The following is a 16,322-nucleotide window of genomic DNA, read 5'->3' on the forward strand; positions in this document are numbered from 1 at the left end:
TCGCCTGTAGTTAGAAGTAGTAGGGGAAGGAGGACCAGTCGGGATCGCGTTTTTCCAAGAACGCTTCCTTGCCCTCCACGGCTTCATCGGTCATGTAGGCCAGGCGGGTGGCTTCGCCGGCGAAGACCTGCTGGCCGGCGAGGCCGTCGTCGGCCAGGTTGAAGGCGAACTTGAGCATGCGGATGGCCTGCGGGGACTGACGGGCAATATCTGCCGCGTATTCCAGGGCCACGTTTTCTAGGTCTTTGTGGTCCACGGCCTCGTTGACGGCACCCATGGCGACCATATCCTCGGCCGAGTATTCACGGGCTAGGAAGAAGATTTCCCGAGCTTTCTTCTGACCGATCTGGCGGGCCAGCAAAGCCGAGCCGTATCCGGCGTCGAAACTTCCCACGGTGGCGTCCGTCTGCTTGAACTTGCCGTGTTCGCGAGAGGCGATGGTCAAATCAGAGACCACGTGGAGGGAATGGCCGCCGCCCGCTGCCCAGCCGTTGACCACGGCAATGACCACCTTGGGCATGGTGCGCATGAGGCGCTGAACTTCCAGAATATGGAGGCGCCCGGCGCGGGCCGGATCAATGGTTTCCTTGGTTTCGCCCTCTGCGTACCGGTAGCCGTCGCGACCGCGGATGCGCTGATCGCCGCCGGAGCAGAAGGAGTGGCCGCCGTCCTTGGGGGAGGGGCCGTTGCCGGTCAGCAGTACGGTGGCCACATCCGGGGTCATGCGGGCGTGATCCATGGCGCGGTACAACTCATCAACGGTGCCGGGGCGGAACGCATTGCGTACTTCCGGGCGGTTGAAGGCGATGCGGACGGTGGGGAGATCCTTGAGGATCTCGCCTTCCTCGTTCCGTTCCACCTGGCGGTGGTAGCTCATGTCGGTGAAGTCGAAGCCCTCAACCACGCGCCAGCGGGTGGGATCGAAGATGTCAGATACCTGGGGAGGAAGATTCGTTGCGTTCACGCTAACGATCTTAGCTGGCAGGGTGAGCTAGAGCGCAGTGGATGTCTTGCTGCGCTCACTAACTGATGCAGAACTCGTTGCCTTCGGGGTCTGCCATGGTGAACCAGGTATGCGGTCCTTGGCTGGCTTCCCAGAGGAAGGTGGCACCGCGGGCTTCCAAATTGGTGCGAACCGTCGCTTTGTCGTCATCGCCGATCCGCACGTCCCAATGAATGCGGTTCTTGCCTCGCTTTTCCTGATCGGTGCGCTGGAACAAGATGCGGGGCGCTCCGGCGCTCGTGTCCGCGTTTGGGTTGATGGCTTGGCCATCTGCCCAAACGAGGATGCCATGGTGGAGCGTGGTTTGCTCCTCGGTGGCGAAACCTTTGGCGACCATGGAACGGATGAACTCTTCATCGGAGGGCTCCACCTGCCAGCCCATGGTTTCTGCCCACCAATCAGCAAGTTCGTGCGGATTGGTGCAGTCAACCACTATTTGTAGTGAGTAGCTCATGGTGAAAGTCTGCCCGTGCAGGCGTTGGGCGTCCATTATTTGGTTTATGCGCAATTCCGAGTGCTGGATCCGCGTATAGCCAAAGTGGACTTTATTTATACGCACGCCACGCCCGGTGGAGCTGCGGCACAATGATACTGCCGCAGCTCCGAGGGGCCCGGCTGCGTATAAATAAGGGCGCACGGCTCCTGATGGAGTCGTGCGCCTTGTTTACTTCAGGGGAGGTTATGCCAGGACGCGCAACTTGGACGTGGAGCGTCCAAACAGGGCATTGTCCAGCGACAACTTGCCGGGGCCCACCAAAGCAACCGCCAGAGCCGATGCGCCCAGGAGCAGTACCAGCTCGTAGCCGCCACCTTCTACGAATACGCCCGCGGAGGCGTGGACCAGAATGATGGCGCCGAGCATGTTCAATGTCAGCAGTGCTGCGAACGGGCGCGTTGCCAGGCCCAAGATCAGGGCGATTCCACCCACCAGTTCCAGTGTTGCAATAATCGGTGCGATCACGTCAGCGGCAGGGACGCCCATCTGGGCAAATCCTCCCTGGGTTCCGGCGATGGTGAATTCGTTGTACTTCTGCCAGCCGTGGGCTGCGAAGAGGAAGCCAACCACAATGCGAAGAATGGTTCGGGCTGCTGTGTTCAGGGCAAGGTTGTTCATGGGATTCTCAACGTCTCTTTTGGGGTCATGGGGCAGGCCTTCTGGATGAAGCGCCGAGCATCAAATCATTGAAGCTTCAATAAAATCATGTCATGCAATAAGTTGATGTGTCAACCAAAGGGTGGGTGGTCTGGGCGCAAGGAGTTAAGGGTCGTCTGGGTGCAAAGAGTTAAGGTGGGCTCATGGATGAGATTGTCTTTAGCCGCGAATCCTCATGGCTCCCGTTTGTGACTAGGCATGAGCATAAGCTGCTGCTCCAGGTGGTTGGCGGGGCAGATGCCTTGCATCAGCCACGGGAGTTCAGTTTCCCCATTGCGGAAGCTCATCTCGCTGTTATTAGCTCTAGCCTGACGCGGCACCTGCTGCTGTATTGCGCACTGACCCCCTTGGCGAGCAAGGCTGGTAGTGGCGGAGTGCTGGATGAAGAAGCGGCCGTGGCGCTACTGGATCCCATACTGCTCTCAGAAGACGGCGATGTTGATCGCATCTTCTGGAAAATCCCGTGGGACAAGAGGCTGTTACTTGCTCATGGCGCCAACTTTCGTCTGCTTAAACGCGTTCAGCTGGTCGCTGCCTTACGCCATGCCACTGTGCAAACGGACTGGTCGAGGGCAAGAAAATATCTCGGGCCCTAAAGTGGTTTCATGAGCTCCCTTGAACCCGTCACCCTCCGCGGTAAATATGTCACTCTCGAGCCACTGAGTCTGGACCATCACGATGACTTGGTGGCTGCGGCGTCCGACGGCGAACTGTGGAACCTTTGGTACACCACAGTGCCGCGTCCTGAGGATATGCGCGCCGATATTAAGAAGCGACTAGCCGCGCATGAGGCCGGAACTGAGCTGTCATTCACGGTGCGGCGCAATGATCCCGTAACGGGGGAGCCGGGCGGGGTGATTGGGCTGACCAGTTATTACGCCATTGACCTCACTGTTCCCCGGCTCGCAATAGGTGCCACATGGAATGCGCTCAGTGCGCAGGGTACGGGAACCAATCCGGACAGTAAAAAGCTTTTACTGGAGTACGCGTTTGAGACGCTTGGCTGCGAGGTGGTGGAATTTCACACGCATTGGATGAATACGCAATCGCGGGAGGCTATCGCCCGCCTCGGTGCCAAACAGGACGGCATCTTGCGGGCACATAGGCGCTTGGCTGATGGAAGTTTGAGAGACACCGTGGTCTTTTCCATCTTGGCCGCTGAATGGCCGCAAGTCCGCAACGGGCTTGACTTCCGCCTAGAGAAAGAGCGCTGAGATGAAGTCCCCCGAAGATCAGCTCGGCCCGCAGTGGGAAGGCGCTGTCAACGCCCGTCAACTTGCCGGTGACATCTACCGGATGGGCCGCAGTGAGTGGCTCACCGAGCGTGGCTGGGAACAGCTCTACGACGACGGCGTGCGCACCATCATCGACCTGCGGAACCCGGGCGAACGCAAGCGCAGGCCCACAGACCCGGTGGTGAGAGAAGATGCTCAGCTAAGGTTCGCCGTCGTACATTCACCAACGGAAGACCCGGACGATCCCATGTATCGGGAACTTTTCCACCCCTACATGAACCATCCGCGGCTTTATTCGGACATCGTGCGACTTTTCCCACTCCAGGTTGCAAGGGTTTTCAATGAGCTGGCGGCCGCGGAGGGCAAGGTGGTGATTCACTGTTCTGCCGGGCGGGATCGGACCGGGTTGATCGCCACGATGCTGCTGACCATGCAGGGGCAGACTGAGCGGACCCTGGCTGAAGATGAGTTGGCGGCGCGCGGTATCAATGAATGGCATTTGGTCTCGCCGGTGAAGCACCCCTACGAGCGGCACTTGGATGTGGCGGAGATGGAAGAGGTGGTGCAGGGGCGTGGTGCAGCTGTGCAGGAATTTGCTGAGACCATCGACGTACGGAATTTCCTGCTCAACAACGGGGTTAGTGCGGCCGAAATTGATGCTGTGATGGCGCGGAGCAGTTTGTAATGGTGGCAGGGGAAAGTGTAGTTCTCTTCTAGACTGAGCGGCATGCATAATCCTCAAGCCAAACCAGCTGTCGCCGCCAATTCCAAGAAAATGGTCCTTCTGATTGTCGGGTTGCTTGTGGCGCTGGGGGTCATTGTCGGCGGCGGGATGGCGCTGATGTCCAAGGTGGGGGAGGACAGTGATCAAGAGGCTGGGGGTGCCGCGGATGTGGCTGCCCCTGACCTCGCTAAAGCTGAAGGTCGTCAGTGGCACGGCACTTTGGAGTTCAACGGTGCTGAACTAGGTGTGACGTTGTTTGGCGACAAGGCTCCGCAGGCGGTGGCGTCGTTCTTGCATTTGGCGCAGACTGACTTCTTCGTCGATACCAAGTGTCACCGCCTGACCACGGGTGGCTTCGATATTCTGCAGTGCGGTGATCCCACGGGAACCGGAACGGGTGGACCTGGCTATAACTTTGGTCCTGTTGAAAACGCGCCGGATAACAATGTGTACAAGCGTGGCACTCTCGCCATGGCACGCACCAACAAACCGAACAGTCATGGCAGTCAGTTCTTTATTGTGTACGGCGATACCACCATTGGCCGGGATGCTGCTGGCGGGTACACCGTGATGGGTGAGATTACCAGCGGACTCGATGCCGTGGAGAACGTGGCTGAGCAGGGCACCACGAGCGGAGCGCAGGACGGCGAGCCGGTTGCGCCCGCGGTACTTGGAGCGGCGCACTTCGAATAAAGCGTTCTTTCCTTGCGGTCCCGCGTGGATTTAGATGGCCCACCGCGAGCCCACCCGCCCCGCGCCGAGCCCGCCCGCCCCGCGCTGAGCCCGCCCTGCGCCCCGATGAGCGTTGCTGAGCACGATAACCCGGCGAAGTTTACCCCCGTGATTGTGTTCCGCGTCATGCCATGAGTACCGTGGGGATTACCGGCTATTTGAACTCCCCATGACTCGAGGACCCTTGCTTCTCCCTAAGAAATTCAAGAGCTGGCTCTTCAATGCCCCGGGCGTCGCAGATACGGCAACGCACAGCGGGCTAGTTGCCCGGGCCGCAGCCAGGGCCACCACCTTAACGGGGGAGCAAGCGCGCAACCTGTTGCAACAGCTACCCGATAGTGCCGCGTGGGGTGATGCCGAGCTGGAGAAATACCTTGCTGCTGCCAAGGTTTTCGTCCAAGAAACTCTGGACATGGCACTGTTCGACACCCAGCTTCTGGCTGCTGCCACCATGCTGGACGGCACCGTGGTGGAGATGGACACCGGCGAAGGTAAAACCATGGTGGGTGCACTGGTTGCCGGAGCACAGGCGCTTCGCGGCCGCCGCGTGCATGTCCTGACCGTCAATGACTACTTGGCGCAGCGTGATGCAGCCTGGATGAAACCATTCTTTGAGCTACTTGGCGTTGAAGTAGCTGCAGTTACTGAGGCCATGGAACCGCAAGAGCGCCGCCAGTCCTATGCAGCGGACGTCGTCTACGTTTCCGTCAACGAGCTCGGCTTCGACGTCCTCCGGGACCGCACCTGCACCGAACCGGAGCAAGCCACCTTGCAGCCCTTTGACGTGTGCATCGTGGATGAAATTGACTCCGTTCTGGTGGATGAAGCCACGGTTCCGCTGGTTTTGGCGGGCCGGGCGCGCAGCGAGTTGCAATCCGTGGATGTAGCGGACTTCGTCAAGGCGCTGCGTCCAGGCATCGACTTCACCGTTGAACCGGACAAACGGAACGTTTCGCTCACCGACGTGGGGCTGGCCCAAGTGGAGGCGAGGTGGCCCGGCGTCGAACTTTATTCGGCGGCAGGGACCCCGCTCTTTTCCTCCATCAATACGGCGCTGCATGCGCAGGTCCTGCTGCAGCGCGACGTTGACTACATTGTGCGCGACGGCAAGGCCGAGATTGTTTCCGATTCCCGCGGACGGGTGGCTGCGTTGCAGCGCTGGCCCGATGGCTTGCAGGCTGCCGTGGAAACCAAGGAAGGGCTGCACAAAACCGAGCAGGGCGAGATTCTGGACCAGTTGTTGGTGCGGGATCTGATCAAGAGTTTCACCACCGTCACCGGCATGAGCGGCACCGCTGTGGCTGTTGCGGAGTATCTGCGCACGCATTACGAGCTCGACGCCGGCCGGGTGGACTCCCATAAACCGTGCATCCGTACGGATATGCCCGAGAAGATTTACGCCACGGCCGCCCAGCGCGATGCCGCCGTGGTGGTGGCGGTGCAGGCAGCTCACGCCACCGGCCAACCGGTGCTGCTGGGCACCCACGACGTGGCAACCTCCGAGCGTTTTGCGCAGCTTCTGACGACGGCGGGAATCGACGCTCAGGTTCTCAACGCCCGCAATGACAGCCTCGAAGCGCAGATCATTGCCCAGGCCGGGCGCCGGGGGAGCATCACCGTTTCGACGCAGATGGCTGGCCGTGGCACCGACATTCTTTTGGGTGGGACCCCGGCAGATCCCACCGCGCACGCCGAAGTGGCCGCCCTGGGTGGGCTGCTGGTCATCATCGTGGGCCGCTTTTATTCGCCTCGACTGGACGCGCAGCTGCGGGGCCGGGCCGGGCGGCAGGGTGATCCCGGAGCCAGCCTCATTTTCTCCAGCATGGAGGACCCTGCCTCCAACGGGCAGGAAGCACATGGTCTGGAACTCACCGACTCGGTGGCCCATGAAGCGGACGACGCCGGACTGGTCACCAGGGCGGGTGTGTCCTCGCTCTTGGACAAGGCGCAGCGGCTCGCCGAGGCCGAACGCTTCACCACGCAGCAGAACTCGTGGAAGTACAACGAGCTAATCGCCTACCAGCGAAACGTGGTGCTGGCCGACCGCCAGACGTTCCTCCATGAGAGGGATGCGGCGCTGTACGCGTTGGCGGAACGTGCCGACGGAGAAGTCGGCGACCGTTTGGAACACTTGCGCAGTGCCCTTGGTGAAGAAGAACTGGCCCGCGTATGCCGTGCCGTGATGCTCTTTGAACTTGACGCACTTTGGAGTGACCACCTGGCCCAGCTTTCGGAGCAGCGGGCCGCAATCCACTTGCGCGCGCTAGGCCGGCAAAACCCGTTGGATGAATTCCGGAGGGAGACCATCAGGACCTTTGAAGGCTTCCTCGAAGACGCCCGCACCAATGCACTGGAAACCGTGGAGTCCTTAGAAGTCGTTGACGGGCATATTGATCTTGACGCTGCAGGCATCCGCAGCGGATCCACCACATGGACTTACGTTGTTGATGAAAACCCGTTCGGAAACCAAACGGACCAAATCGTGAAATGGCTCCTGAAAAAGATGGGCAAATAGCTTTCCAGCTCCGCCCAATGCGCGAATACTGGTGAACAACCGGACCAGATTGAACACCGGGCCAGATTCTGCAGGGAGACGCGCACCATGGGCAAGCTCATTTACGCAGCCATCACGTCGCTGGACGGCTACATCGAGGACAAGGATGGCGGCTTTGGGTGGGCTATGCCGGACGATGAAGTCCACAGCTGCATCAACAATCTGCAAGAGGACATTGGCACGTTCCTGTTGGGGCGCCGCATGTACCAGACACTGCAAGTCTGGGAAGAGTTCTACGGGAAAACAGATCTCATCAAGGTGATGCGGGACTACGCCACCTTGTGGCACGGCACGGACAAGGTGGTGTTCTCCAAAACCCTGGAGGAGGTGTCAACATCACGGACCAGGATCGAACGCGTTTTTGATCCCGAGACCATCCGCCGCATGAAGGCCGACGCCGATCATGACCTCTCCGTGGGAGGGGCCGAACTGGGCGGCCAAGCATTGCGCGCCGGATTGGTGGATGAAATTCACCTCTTCATCTCACCCGTGCTGGTCGGGGGAGGGAAACCAGCACTTCCCGAGATCAAGGAAACCCGGCTGGAACTGCTGGGACAGCAACGCTTTGGCAACGGCGTCGTACATCTCCACTACGCAGTGAAGACCACCGTCTAGCTTCCGGCCAAGGGGGCGCACTCGGGTAATGCAGCGGGGTCTTTGGTGATGGTGAACGAGCCGAGGAAGTTTGACCAGCTCTCCTCGCTCGGGTTGTTGGCTGACAAAGTGTAGAAGCGCGGGCCGTTGATCACAACGGCCGACATGACATGGAGCGTGTCTGAGCCCTCGGTTAGGGTGAAATCGGTCTGCAAGCCAGGGCTCCCGGCAACGGTGAAGGGTGTCTGTGAATTCACCGTGGGAGAGAAGCCAGTTGACTTTGCGGCGCCCTGGATAGCGCCAGCGGCGGAGGCCTGCAAACGGGCGTCGAGGTCCTTGCCTACGGGTGTGCACTGGGCCAACGTGGTGGACAATCCGAAGCCGGAGTCCAGTTCCCCCGCGCTGAAAGTGGTGACGGTCAGATCTTGCCCGCCGGAGTTGAGGGCCTGGTCCTGGCGCTCCGGTACTGCCGGAAACTTGACCGAAAACCCGAACTCGTCCGCCACAAAGAGGGGCGATGCGGACGTCAGCGGAACGGTGTTTGAATCCTCAGAAGCAAAGAAATTATCGGCCACCAGCCATCCCATTGAGAGGGTCACGATTGCGGCGATGGCAGCGATGACCATCGGCCTTTTCGAACGCTTTGTAGACTTTTCCGGATGCTCAATCATGTACTTCCCCAAGTGCGTTTGTAGGTGTCCCCACCAGCGGTTTTGCGCGGCAGGGCCACCTCGCACTGAGCAAGAGTATCAGCACGATTGAGCGCTATATGGCCAGTATTCCCCACACGAAGTAGGCCGAGCAGGCTGCCGAGCCGCCAATGACGAGGGCAAAGCCGGTGAGCCAGAGGAAGGACGGCACGCCGGTCGCCTGGGCGAGTAGGTACGCGTCGGAGCTGGTGAGCTGGTTGCGGCGGCGGGTATGCACGGCTGCGACCTTGAAAAAGTCGCGCACCGAGCCGACTCCCAACGCGATTCCTAAGGCCAAGATCGCCCAGCTGACAGTCTGCGCATCGGCGAACATGACAAGGGTTTGGGCGATGGCCGCGCTCAGTAGGGCAACGATGATCCCGGTAAAATTCCGCAAGAATATCAGGGCGAGCAGAAGGATCAGCGCACCGATGGAGGCCGCCGCACCGGCCCAGCCTGCCGACACTGACCACACAAGCGACAGCCCTACAACGGCAGGTGCCGGATAGCCCCAAAAACCAGACCAGGTAGCGCTAAAACCGCGGCGGCCACTGCTGACCAGCTGGCCGGAATGATCTAGTCCGATCTTCAGTCCATGCACCACTCGCCCGGTCATGAGAGCAGCAAAGGCGTGGCCAAGTTCGTGCACAAAGGTTACGTACAAGCCGAACCAGCGCCACGTGACTCGCGGAATGCTCAGCACGATGGCAACTGCCAGGATGCCCAAAAGGATGCCAGCGGGAACGCTGAGTGGCTCGGTCCGAGTAAAGCCAGCTAGGACTGCGCTCCACCACGTGGTGGCTGCGTTTCCGAGCTGTTGCGCTGCATTATCCATTCCTGAAGGCTAGAGCATGTTGCTGGGGGTTGTTGACGAAACTGCCTAGGTGCCGGCGGCGGAACAGACTACGGAATGCTTCGAAACTGCAGCTAATGCGATGAATCACGAGCTTTTATCGCATCAGCTGCGATTTGGAATTAGACCAGCGAGGATAAGCTTTCAGCGTGACTGATACCCCACAAGCACTTCATCGTTTTGAGCTAACCCTTCGCAAGCCGTGGCTGGGGTTCTTTCCCAAGCCCACCGTGGTGATTGATGGCGTGGCCCAACCTACGCAGTGGGGCACGCGCAACTGGAAAATCCGGGGTGAGGTTGAGGTCAGCGTTTTCCTGCACAACAGGTTCTGGACGTTTGGCCGGGCCAAGTTCACCGTTGAGTCGGGTGCCACCGCGCCGCTGATCTACTCGGCCCCGTGGCTTCCTTTCCTTCCGGGCCGGATCGAAGCATCCGCGTGAGCGCCTCCACATGAGTCCGGCCGAGCAGCAGATCTGTTTTGTTGGGGATTCCTTCGTGGCTGGGATTGGTGATGAAACGGCCTTGGGTTGGACTGGCTGGTTGGCAACTCGGCAGGCTACCGCGGGGCACCCGGTCACCGCCTACAATTTGGGCATTCGCGGCAATACCTCCGCTCAAATCCTTGACAGGATCGGCGCGGAAATTGACCAGCGACGGTCCCCTCTGCGCCCCACCCGTGTGGTCCTCTCCATGGGGGGTGAACGACACCACCTACGTGGATGGGGTACCCCGGATTCTGCCGGCTGATTCCTGCGCCAATCTAGAGCGCATCTTAGAAACAATCTCCGGAGATTCCGTCTTGGTAGTGGGGCCGCCAGCCGTATCTGAGGATGCGCAGAACGCCAGGATCGCCGAACTCTCCAACCGTTTCCTGGCGCTATGCCGTGCACGGGGCGTTCCCTACGTGGAAGTCTTCTCCGTGCTGGAACGCCACCCCGTATGGCGGCAACAGGTCCTTGAAGGCGACGGCGCACATCCGCGGTCCCAGGGATACCAAGCTATGTATGAGCTAGTGGCACCAGCCTGGGACCGCTGGATGGGTCTCTCACCAAGCGGTGGCGAGAAGTTCGCTTAGGAGGTGTCCGTCGTCGACCTCCAAACCGCGGGAGGTAAACCAGGCGCACATGTTCCGGCAGTCCCTAGCCAAAAGCTCTGCAGCTTGGAAGTTACCAGCCAAATCCACCAGTTGCGGCAGGTCAATGATGACCAGACGGTCTCCGGCGGCCAGCACGTTATAGGGCGAGAGGTCCCCGTGTGCGAAGCCCATCCGAGCGAAGCTGCTCATGGCCTCAACGAGCTGATCCCAATAACCCTGTAACTGTTCAGGGCTCGGATGGGTGGCTTGCAGCCGCGGGGCCGCAACGCCCGGGTTCTCGGGGTCAGCAATGAATTCCATCAGAATTTCATTGCCGCAAATTTGCACCGGATAGGGCACGGCGATGCCATTCTCGTATGCCATGCGCAGATACGTCCATTCAGCGTTGGCCCAGCTGGTGGCCTCCACTTCCCGGCCGTAGCTGCTGCCCTTCGCAAGGGCACGGGCATCGCGTGAACGGCGCACCGAACGGCCCTCGGTGTAGGCGGTTGATCTGTGAAACAGCCGCTGATCGGCGGACCTGTAGCGTTTGGCGGCCAACAGTGCACTGCGGGAATCGGTGGCCCGCTCAATTAAGAACACGTCCGCTTCCTTGCCGGTTTTCAGCACGCCAAGTTCAGTGTCAATAGCGGCAGCATCCTCGATGACCAATTCAGGATAGGGCGTGGGACCACGCATGAGTTTTTCCAGATCTGGCCACGTGGACCAGCGCTGATTCTCGCCCAGAGAATCGTCAAGGACGTTCCAGTCGGCGGGGCGCAGCTGTGCCCCAAAGTAATTGGTCTCAGGGCGGGGAAGGTGATGCTTGGAAGACTTACGGGTTTTTTCGAATGGCTGTTGCTCAGCAGAATACTTCATGGGTGAATCGACTCCTGGGGAGGGCAAAGCGAATGTTGTGGGCGCGAGGTGCTGCGGAAACAATCATTGGGTCCTCCTTCGGGTCGGTTCAGGCATGGCGAAAAGACACTTCATATCACCACGGGTGTGTGGGAAGTGTCAACGATTGATTTCGTGGTGCATGCCCAGCGAGGCGACTATTTTGGGGCGGTAGCATTGTTGGTGCTGCTGGCGAGAGTGCCCCAGCGCTGCCAACCGGCAATCGCCAAGCCGGCTTGCACTACGTACAGGAAGATCAATACCGAGCCCTGCGCCGTCATCACGGTGCTGTAAATGGCAACTATCGCGGCGACGACGAACAATAGCCATGCCCATCGAGACCGATTCGCCAAGCCCACAAGTGCAGCTGGGGCCAGCCCGGCAAGGAACCCATTGAGTAACACGGTGAGCCACGGGACACTGCTGAGCGGGGCGTGTATGCCAGTAAAAATTGCGGCAACCACCACTAATGAAGCCAGCGAATACACAATAGCAACGGCCGCCGGCCCTACAACGTCCGGCCCACGGAAAGGTCGTGGCAGCACGGTGCGTGTCAAGGGGGCAGCCAACGGTAGCTTCCGGAATAAAAATAGGGCGTATACAGCGGCGCCGCCGGCAACTGCCAGGGTCAGGGCGGCCCCGGCCGCGAACAGCAGCAATGTCAGAGGCGAATCCAACATTAGGGGCGGGAACTTAAGCGCTGAGGCGAGTACGGGCAAGAGCATGGCAGCTACGGCCAGCATCCAGCCAACATCATTGCGCCGACTAATCAGTACCAACGCTGCACAGAGCAGGAGCGCGCCCAGAACCGTGGCGGCAGTCGCGGCCATGTCGAGAGGACCATTCATTCGCCCGAAGAGCAGTTCGCCAATTTCATACATGCCGCCAACTCTAACGGGCGGTGCGCCTAGCTCATGCCGTTTTGTAGTCTTCCGGTGATCTGGTGCGCCTCTTCCAAGAGGAGCCGGCCGAGGAACTCTTGGCGTTCTTCACGAAAGCGCGGCTCAATTCCCGTTAGTGACAGCGCCCAGGCAGGCTTGCCGTGCGTGTCGAAGACAGCGGCGCCCATGCCCCAGCTGCCTTCCAGCACGAGTCCGGGATTCACCGAATAGCCCACCGCGTTAGTTTGGGCTAACTTTTCCCGGACCAGAGCAGGGCTTTGCGTGCTGGCAAATGCTCCGGCGTGCTCATCCCAGCGGGCCAGGAGCTGTTCTTGCTCAGCGACGGGGAGGAAGGACATGATCGCGATGCCGGCCGATGCAATGCCGAGGGGGAAACGCACACCTTCGTGGAGTACGAACGAGCGGATGGGGAAGGCGCCTTCCTCTCGCATGAGGCACACGGTCTCGGCGCCGCGGCGGACGGAGAAGAAGGCACTCTCACCCGTCTCTTCGGCTAAGCGGCGCAGACTGGGCCGGGCAATGTCCTCCACGGGGAATCGGGCCGCCGCAACGGAGCCCAAGAGTAACGCTTCCGGTCCCAGCACCCAGTTACCGGTGGCGCTGTCGTGGTCCAAGAGCCCCTCGGCAGCGAGGGAGGTCAACAGGCGGTGAACAGTAGGGCGGGTCAGCCCAGATTCTTTGACCACTTCCATGAGGGGTGATCCTTCCGGCTTCCTGCTGACAATTCGCAGCAGCGCCGCGATCCGGCCCACCACCTGCGCACCCTGAATTGGTTGTTGATTCATCGAATGGCCTCTACCGTCAGCTTATTGTCCATATTGTGGATACTTGAAAGGATATCATCCACACTGTAAATACGCACGAATTCATGGAAATGTAACGCCTTGACAGCCCAATGTGAAGCTCTCTAGGCTCGGGGTAATAGCAAGCAGTCCATAACGTGGACGATGCTTGGAATGAGCTCAACGAGGAGATTCAGATGACCAAGATTCATAGCAGCGCCGCCCAAGCGCTGGCCGGGGTGATGCACGACGGCATGACGTTGGCTGTGGGCGGTTTTGGCCTGAGCGGGATCCCTGCAGATCTGATTGAGGCCGTCCGGGATTCCGGTGTTACGGGACTGACGGTGGTTTCTAACAACATGGGCGTGGATGGCAAGGGCCTGGGTGTATTGCTTGAGGCCGGTCAGGTGACTAAGGTCATTGCTTCTTATGTTGGTGAAAACAAGCTCTTCGCCGAGCAGTATTTGGCGGGAAAGTTGGACGTCGAGTTCACGCCTCAAGGCACTCTGGCCGAGCGTCTGCGCGCTGGCGGTTCCGGGATCCCTGCGTTCTACACCAAAACAGGCGTGGGTACCTTGGTTGCCGAGGGCAAGGTACATGCAGAATTCGACGGCGAACTCTACGTTCAGGAGCGGGCCATCATCGCCGATGTCTCCCTAGTCCACGCCCACACAGCCGATACTGATGGCAATCTGATTTACCGGTACACCGCAAGGAACTTCAACCCCGTCATTGCTACGGCGGGGCGGATGACGATTGCTGAAGCTGAAGTCATTGTGGAGCCCGGTTCGCTGGACGCGAATAATGTCGTCACCCCGGGCGTCTACGTCCAGCGCCTAGTTCAGGCCACCGCCCGGGTGAAGGACATTGAACAGCGCACCGTCCGGCCCCGAAACGAAGCCGTTACTGTCCCCGCCTGACCGTCTCTACTTAACCCGCTCCTCTGGCACCGACCTCTGCCTCAAACTGCCCTCCCCGAAAAACTTCCCTCCCCAAAACTTAAGGAGCCTGCATCATGGCTTGGACCCGTAACGACATGGCCGCCATCGCGGCCGAAGAACTCAACGACGGCGACTACGTCAACTTAGGGATTGGTATCCCCACCTTGGTCGCCAACAACCTGCCCGACGGCGTCCGCGTCACACTCCAGAGTGAGAACGGCATCCTGGGCATGGGCCCCTTCCCTTACGAGGGAGAGGAAGACGCAGATTTGATCAACGCGGGCAAGCAAACAGTGACCCTGCTTCCCGGGGCCAGCATCTTCGACTCCGCCACCTCCTTCGGCATGATCCGCGGCGGCCACGTGAAGGTCGCCATCCTCGGCGCCATGGAAGTTTCCGCAACGGGCGACCTCGCCAACTGGACCATCCCCGGCAAAATGGTCAAGGGCATGGGCGGCGCCATGGACCTCGTCGCCGGCACCCCGCGCGTCGTCGTCCTGACCGATCACACCGCCAAGGACGGCACCCCGAAAATCGTCAACGAATGCTCCCTTCCACTGACCGGGCGCCGCGTGGTCAACCGCATCATCACCAACCTGGCCGTCTTTGACATTGAAACCAACGACGCCGGCAACTCGGCTGATGGGGGCACCCCCTCCTTAGTCCTTACTCGCCTTGCGCCCGGAGTCACGGTGGAAGATATCCAAGCCGCTACTGAACCCACATTTACTACCCGGCTCGATGCCGCCAGTGCCGGCACCTCAAACCTTGAAGGAGCCACGGCATGAGCCTGCGCGAACAATTTGGCAAAGACATCCTGCTGACTGGCTGGGGTCACAGCAAGTTCGGAAAGCTGACTGAGGAGACGCTGGAGTCCCTCATCGTTCAGGTCGCCACGGACGCCATCAACAATTCCGGCCTTGAGCCCGGACAGATCGATGAAATCTACCTGGGCCAGTTCAACTCCGGCATGATGCCACTGGCCTTCCCCTCATCGCTGGCCTTGCAGGTCTCCGAGGACCTTGCCGGGGTGCCGGCAACGCGCGTTGAAAACGCCTGCGCCTCTGGATCGGCCGCGATGCAGCAGGGAGCTAAAGCATTGTTGGCTGGTACCGCTAAAACGGTGTTGGTCATTGGGGCAGAGAAGATGACGCACGCTGGTGCCGATGTAGTCGGTGCAGCGTTGCTCGGTGCCGACTATGACATGGCCGGCAAGCCGTCCACGACTGGCTTCACGGGACTCTTTGCCGAGGTCGCCAAGCACTACGAGAATCGCTACGGATCTGTGGGTGATGTGCTCGGTTCCATCGCCGCAAAGAACCACCGCAACGGCGTGGACAACCCCTACGCTCAGCTGCGTAAGGACCTCGGTGAGGAATTCTGCCGCACCGTTTCTGACAAAAACCCGATGGTTGCCGACCCCCTGCGCCGCACCGACTGTTCCCCCGTGTCCGACGGTGCTGCCGCCGTCATCCTCTCGCTTTCCCCCACGGGAGGAGTCACTGCTCCGGTCCGGCTTGCAGGCTTCGGCCAGGCCAACGATTTCCTGCCCACCGATCGCCGTGATCCCACAGCCTTCGCCGGTGTTCGGACCTCCTTTGAGCGTGCTTTTGCCATGGCGGGTGTTGGCCTGGAGGATCTGGATTTCGCCGAGGTCCATGACTGTTTCACCATCGCGGAACTACTCATGTACGAGACCATGGGCCTCGCTGAACCCGGTCAGGGACGCCGCGCCATTGAGGAGGGCTGGGTCTACAAGGACGGCAAACTCCCCATCAACGTCTCCGGCGGACTCAAGGCCAAGGGCCACCCCGTCGGCGCAACAGGTGTATCCCAGCACGTCATTGCCGCCATGCAACTCACTGGCACGGCCGGTGTCATGCAACTGTCCAACCCGCGGCGGGCCGCCGTGCAAAACATGGGTGGCGTAGGCATCGCCAACTACGTCAGCATCCTCGAAGCCATCTAGCTTCCAAACTTTGAGAATTTGCTAAGGGGCATCGCCTGTCCATTCAATGTCCCAGGACCTGCCAAATGGGCAGCTCTTTCTCGAAAACACCTCAGAACGTGAGGCAGTGTCCGAAGGGCGGCGAGCAGTTCAGGACTGGGCAGAGATCTCCGTGGGCATCAGCAATCAGGCCCCACGCCGGGGTGAGCCTGTGACTTCTTAGCGAATGACACGTGATTC

General features: G+C 60.1%; 20 protein-coding genes. 12 read left to right on the forward strand and 8 right to left on the reverse strand.

The window, feature by feature from the left end:
* Positions 1–10: 10 nt before the first annotated feature.
* From AB0P14_RS12925 to AB0P14_RS12935, 3 genes are all read right to left on the reverse strand, one after another.
* Positions 11–973 (reverse strand): 1,4-dihydroxy-2-naphthoyl-CoA synthase, encoded by a 963-nt coding sequence (locus tag AB0P14_RS12925; protein ID WP_363842926.1) that lies wholly within the window; start codon positions 971–973, stop codon positions 11–13.
* Positions 974–1,022: 49 nt separating this feature from the next.
* Complete coding sequence (locus tag AB0P14_RS12930) at positions 1,023–1,457, reverse strand: VOC family protein (protein WP_363842755.1); 435 nt, start codon at positions 1,455–1,457, stop codon at positions 1,023–1,025.
* Between the two features lie 225 nt (positions 1,458–1,682).
* On the reverse strand, positions 1,683–2,117 hold the full coding sequence (locus AB0P14_RS12935) for a DoxX family protein (RefSeq protein WP_363842758.1): 435 nt from the start codon (positions 2,115–2,117) through the stop codon (positions 1,683–1,685).
* Positions 2,118–2,299: 182 nt separating this feature from the next.
* Between AB0P14_RS12935 and AB0P14_RS12940 the strand changes: the two genes are divergently transcribed.
* The 6 genes from AB0P14_RS12940 to AB0P14_RS12965 all read left to right on the forward strand — a co-directional run bounded on the left by AB0P14_RS12940 (position 2,300) and on the right by AB0P14_RS12965 (position 8,016).
* The gene (locus AB0P14_RS12940) at positions 2,300–2,752 is read left to right on the forward strand and encodes a DUF6357 family protein (protein ID WP_363842760.1); all 453 of its coding nucleotides are present in this window, start codon (positions 2,300–2,302) and stop codon (positions 2,750–2,752) included.
* 9 nt (positions 2,753–2,761) lie between these two features.
* The gene (locus tag AB0P14_RS12945) at positions 2,762–3,370 is read left to right on the forward strand and encodes a GNAT family protein (protein ID WP_363842763.1); all 609 of its coding nucleotides are present in this window, start codon (positions 2,762–2,764) and stop codon (positions 3,368–3,370) included.
* Position 3,371: 1 nt separating this feature from the next.
* Positions 3,372–4,076: a tyrosine-protein phosphatase gene (locus AB0P14_RS12950; protein ID WP_363842766.1), complete on the forward strand. Its 705-nt coding sequence runs from the start codon at positions 3,372–3,374 to the stop codon at positions 4,074–4,076.
* 42 nt (positions 4,077–4,118) lie between these two features.
* Positions 4,119–4,808, forward strand: a complete 690-nt coding sequence (locus AB0P14_RS12955; protein WP_363842769.1) for a peptidylprolyl isomerase — start codon at positions 4,119–4,121, stop codon at positions 4,806–4,808.
* A gap of 208 nt (positions 4,809–5,016) precedes the next feature.
* Positions 5,017–7,362, forward strand: coding sequence for an accessory Sec system translocase SecA2 (secA2, locus tag AB0P14_RS12960; RefSeq protein ID WP_363842771.1), 2,346 nt, complete (start codon positions 5,017–5,019; stop codon positions 7,360–7,362).
* An 87-nt stretch (positions 7,363–7,449) separates the two neighbouring features.
* Positions 7,450–8,016: a dihydrofolate reductase family protein gene (locus tag AB0P14_RS12965; protein WP_363842774.1), complete on the forward strand. Its 567-nt coding sequence runs from the start codon at positions 7,450–7,452 to the stop codon at positions 8,014–8,016.
* Here AB0P14_RS12965 and AB0P14_RS12970 read toward each other — a convergent pair.
* Both AB0P14_RS12970 and AB0P14_RS12975 read right to left on the reverse strand, forming a co-directional pair.
* Positions 8,013–8,621 carry a hypothetical protein gene (locus AB0P14_RS12970; protein ID WP_363842777.1) on the reverse strand — a complete coding sequence of 203 codons (609 nt, stop codon included), beginning with the start codon at positions 8,619–8,621 and terminating at the stop codon, positions 8,013–8,015. The two genes, AB0P14_RS12965 and AB0P14_RS12970, sit on opposite strands and share 4 nt — an antisense overlap.
* A gap of 139 nt (positions 8,622–8,760) precedes the next feature.
* Positions 8,761–9,519 carry a M50 family metallopeptidase gene (locus AB0P14_RS12975; RefSeq protein ID WP_363842780.1) on the reverse strand — a complete coding sequence of 253 codons (759 nt, stop codon included), beginning with the start codon at positions 9,517–9,519 and terminating at the stop codon, positions 8,761–8,763.
* Positions 9,520–9,686: 167 nt separating this feature from the next.
* Here AB0P14_RS12975 and AB0P14_RS12980 point away from each other — a divergent pair, with 167 nt between their 5' ends.
* From AB0P14_RS12980 to AB0P14_RS12990, 3 genes are read left to right on the forward strand one after another with little or no spacing between them, the layout of a single operon-like run.
* Positions 9,687–9,977, forward strand: coding sequence for a hypothetical protein (locus tag AB0P14_RS12980; RefSeq protein WP_363842783.1), 291 nt, complete (start codon positions 9,687–9,689; stop codon positions 9,975–9,977).
* Positions 9,978–9,987: 10 nt separating this feature from the next.
* Complete coding sequence (locus AB0P14_RS12985; protein ID WP_363842786.1) at positions 9,988–10,284, forward strand: GDSL-type esterase/lipase family protein; 297 nt, start codon at positions 9,988–9,990, stop codon at positions 10,282–10,284.
* On the forward strand, positions 10,235–10,612 hold the full coding sequence (locus tag AB0P14_RS12990) for a GDSL-type esterase/lipase family protein (RefSeq protein WP_363842789.1): 378 nt from the start codon (positions 10,235–10,237) through the stop codon (positions 10,610–10,612). Before AB0P14_RS12985 ends, AB0P14_RS12990 begins: the two co-directional genes overlap by 50 nt.
* Here AB0P14_RS12990 and AB0P14_RS12995 read toward each other — a convergent pair.
* The 3 genes from AB0P14_RS12995 to AB0P14_RS13005 all read right to left on the reverse strand — a co-directional run bounded on the left by AB0P14_RS12995 (position 10,583) and on the right by AB0P14_RS13005 (position 13,196).
* Positions 10,583–11,491, reverse strand: coding sequence for an RIO1 family regulatory kinase/ATPase (locus AB0P14_RS12995; protein WP_363842792.1), 909 nt, complete (start codon positions 11,489–11,491; stop codon positions 10,583–10,585). The genes AB0P14_RS12990 and AB0P14_RS12995 overlap by 30 nt on opposite strands.
* Before the next feature lie 176 nt (positions 11,492–11,667).
* The gene (locus AB0P14_RS13000; protein WP_363842795.1) at positions 11,668–12,390 is read right to left on the reverse strand and encodes a hypothetical protein; all 723 of its coding nucleotides are present in this window, start codon (positions 12,388–12,390) and stop codon (positions 11,668–11,670) included.
* Positions 12,391–12,416: 26 nt separating this feature from the next.
* Complete coding sequence (locus tag AB0P14_RS13005) at positions 12,417–13,196, reverse strand: IclR family transcriptional regulator (protein WP_363842798.1); 780 nt, start codon at positions 13,194–13,196, stop codon at positions 12,417–12,419.
* Between the two features lie 194 nt (positions 13,197–13,390).
* On the opposite strand from AB0P14_RS13005, the gene AB0P14_RS13010 reads away from it, so the two are divergent.
* From AB0P14_RS13010 to AB0P14_RS13020, 3 genes are all read left to right on the forward strand, one after another.
* On the forward strand, positions 13,391–14,113 hold the full coding sequence (locus AB0P14_RS13010) for a CoA transferase subunit A (protein WP_363842801.1): 723 nt from the start codon (positions 13,391–13,393) through the stop codon (positions 14,111–14,113).
* Between the two features lie 95 nt (positions 14,114–14,208).
* Positions 14,209–14,922 (forward strand): CoA transferase subunit B, encoded by a 714-nt coding sequence (locus AB0P14_RS13015; protein WP_363842804.1) that lies wholly within the window; start codon positions 14,209–14,211, stop codon positions 14,920–14,922.
* Positions 14,919–16,103, forward strand: a complete 1,185-nt coding sequence (locus tag AB0P14_RS13020) for an acetyl-CoA acetyltransferase (protein WP_363842807.1) — start codon at positions 14,919–14,921, stop codon at positions 16,101–16,103. The genes AB0P14_RS13015 and AB0P14_RS13020 overlap by 4 nt, the downstream gene beginning before the upstream one ends.
* The last annotated feature ends 219 nt before the right edge of the window (positions 16,104–16,322 follow it).

Source organism: Specibacter sp. NPDC078709, assembly GCF_040686795.1.
In the GTDB taxonomy this organism is placed as follows: domain Bacteria; phylum Actinomycetota; class Actinomycetes; order Actinomycetales; family Micrococcaceae; genus Specibacter.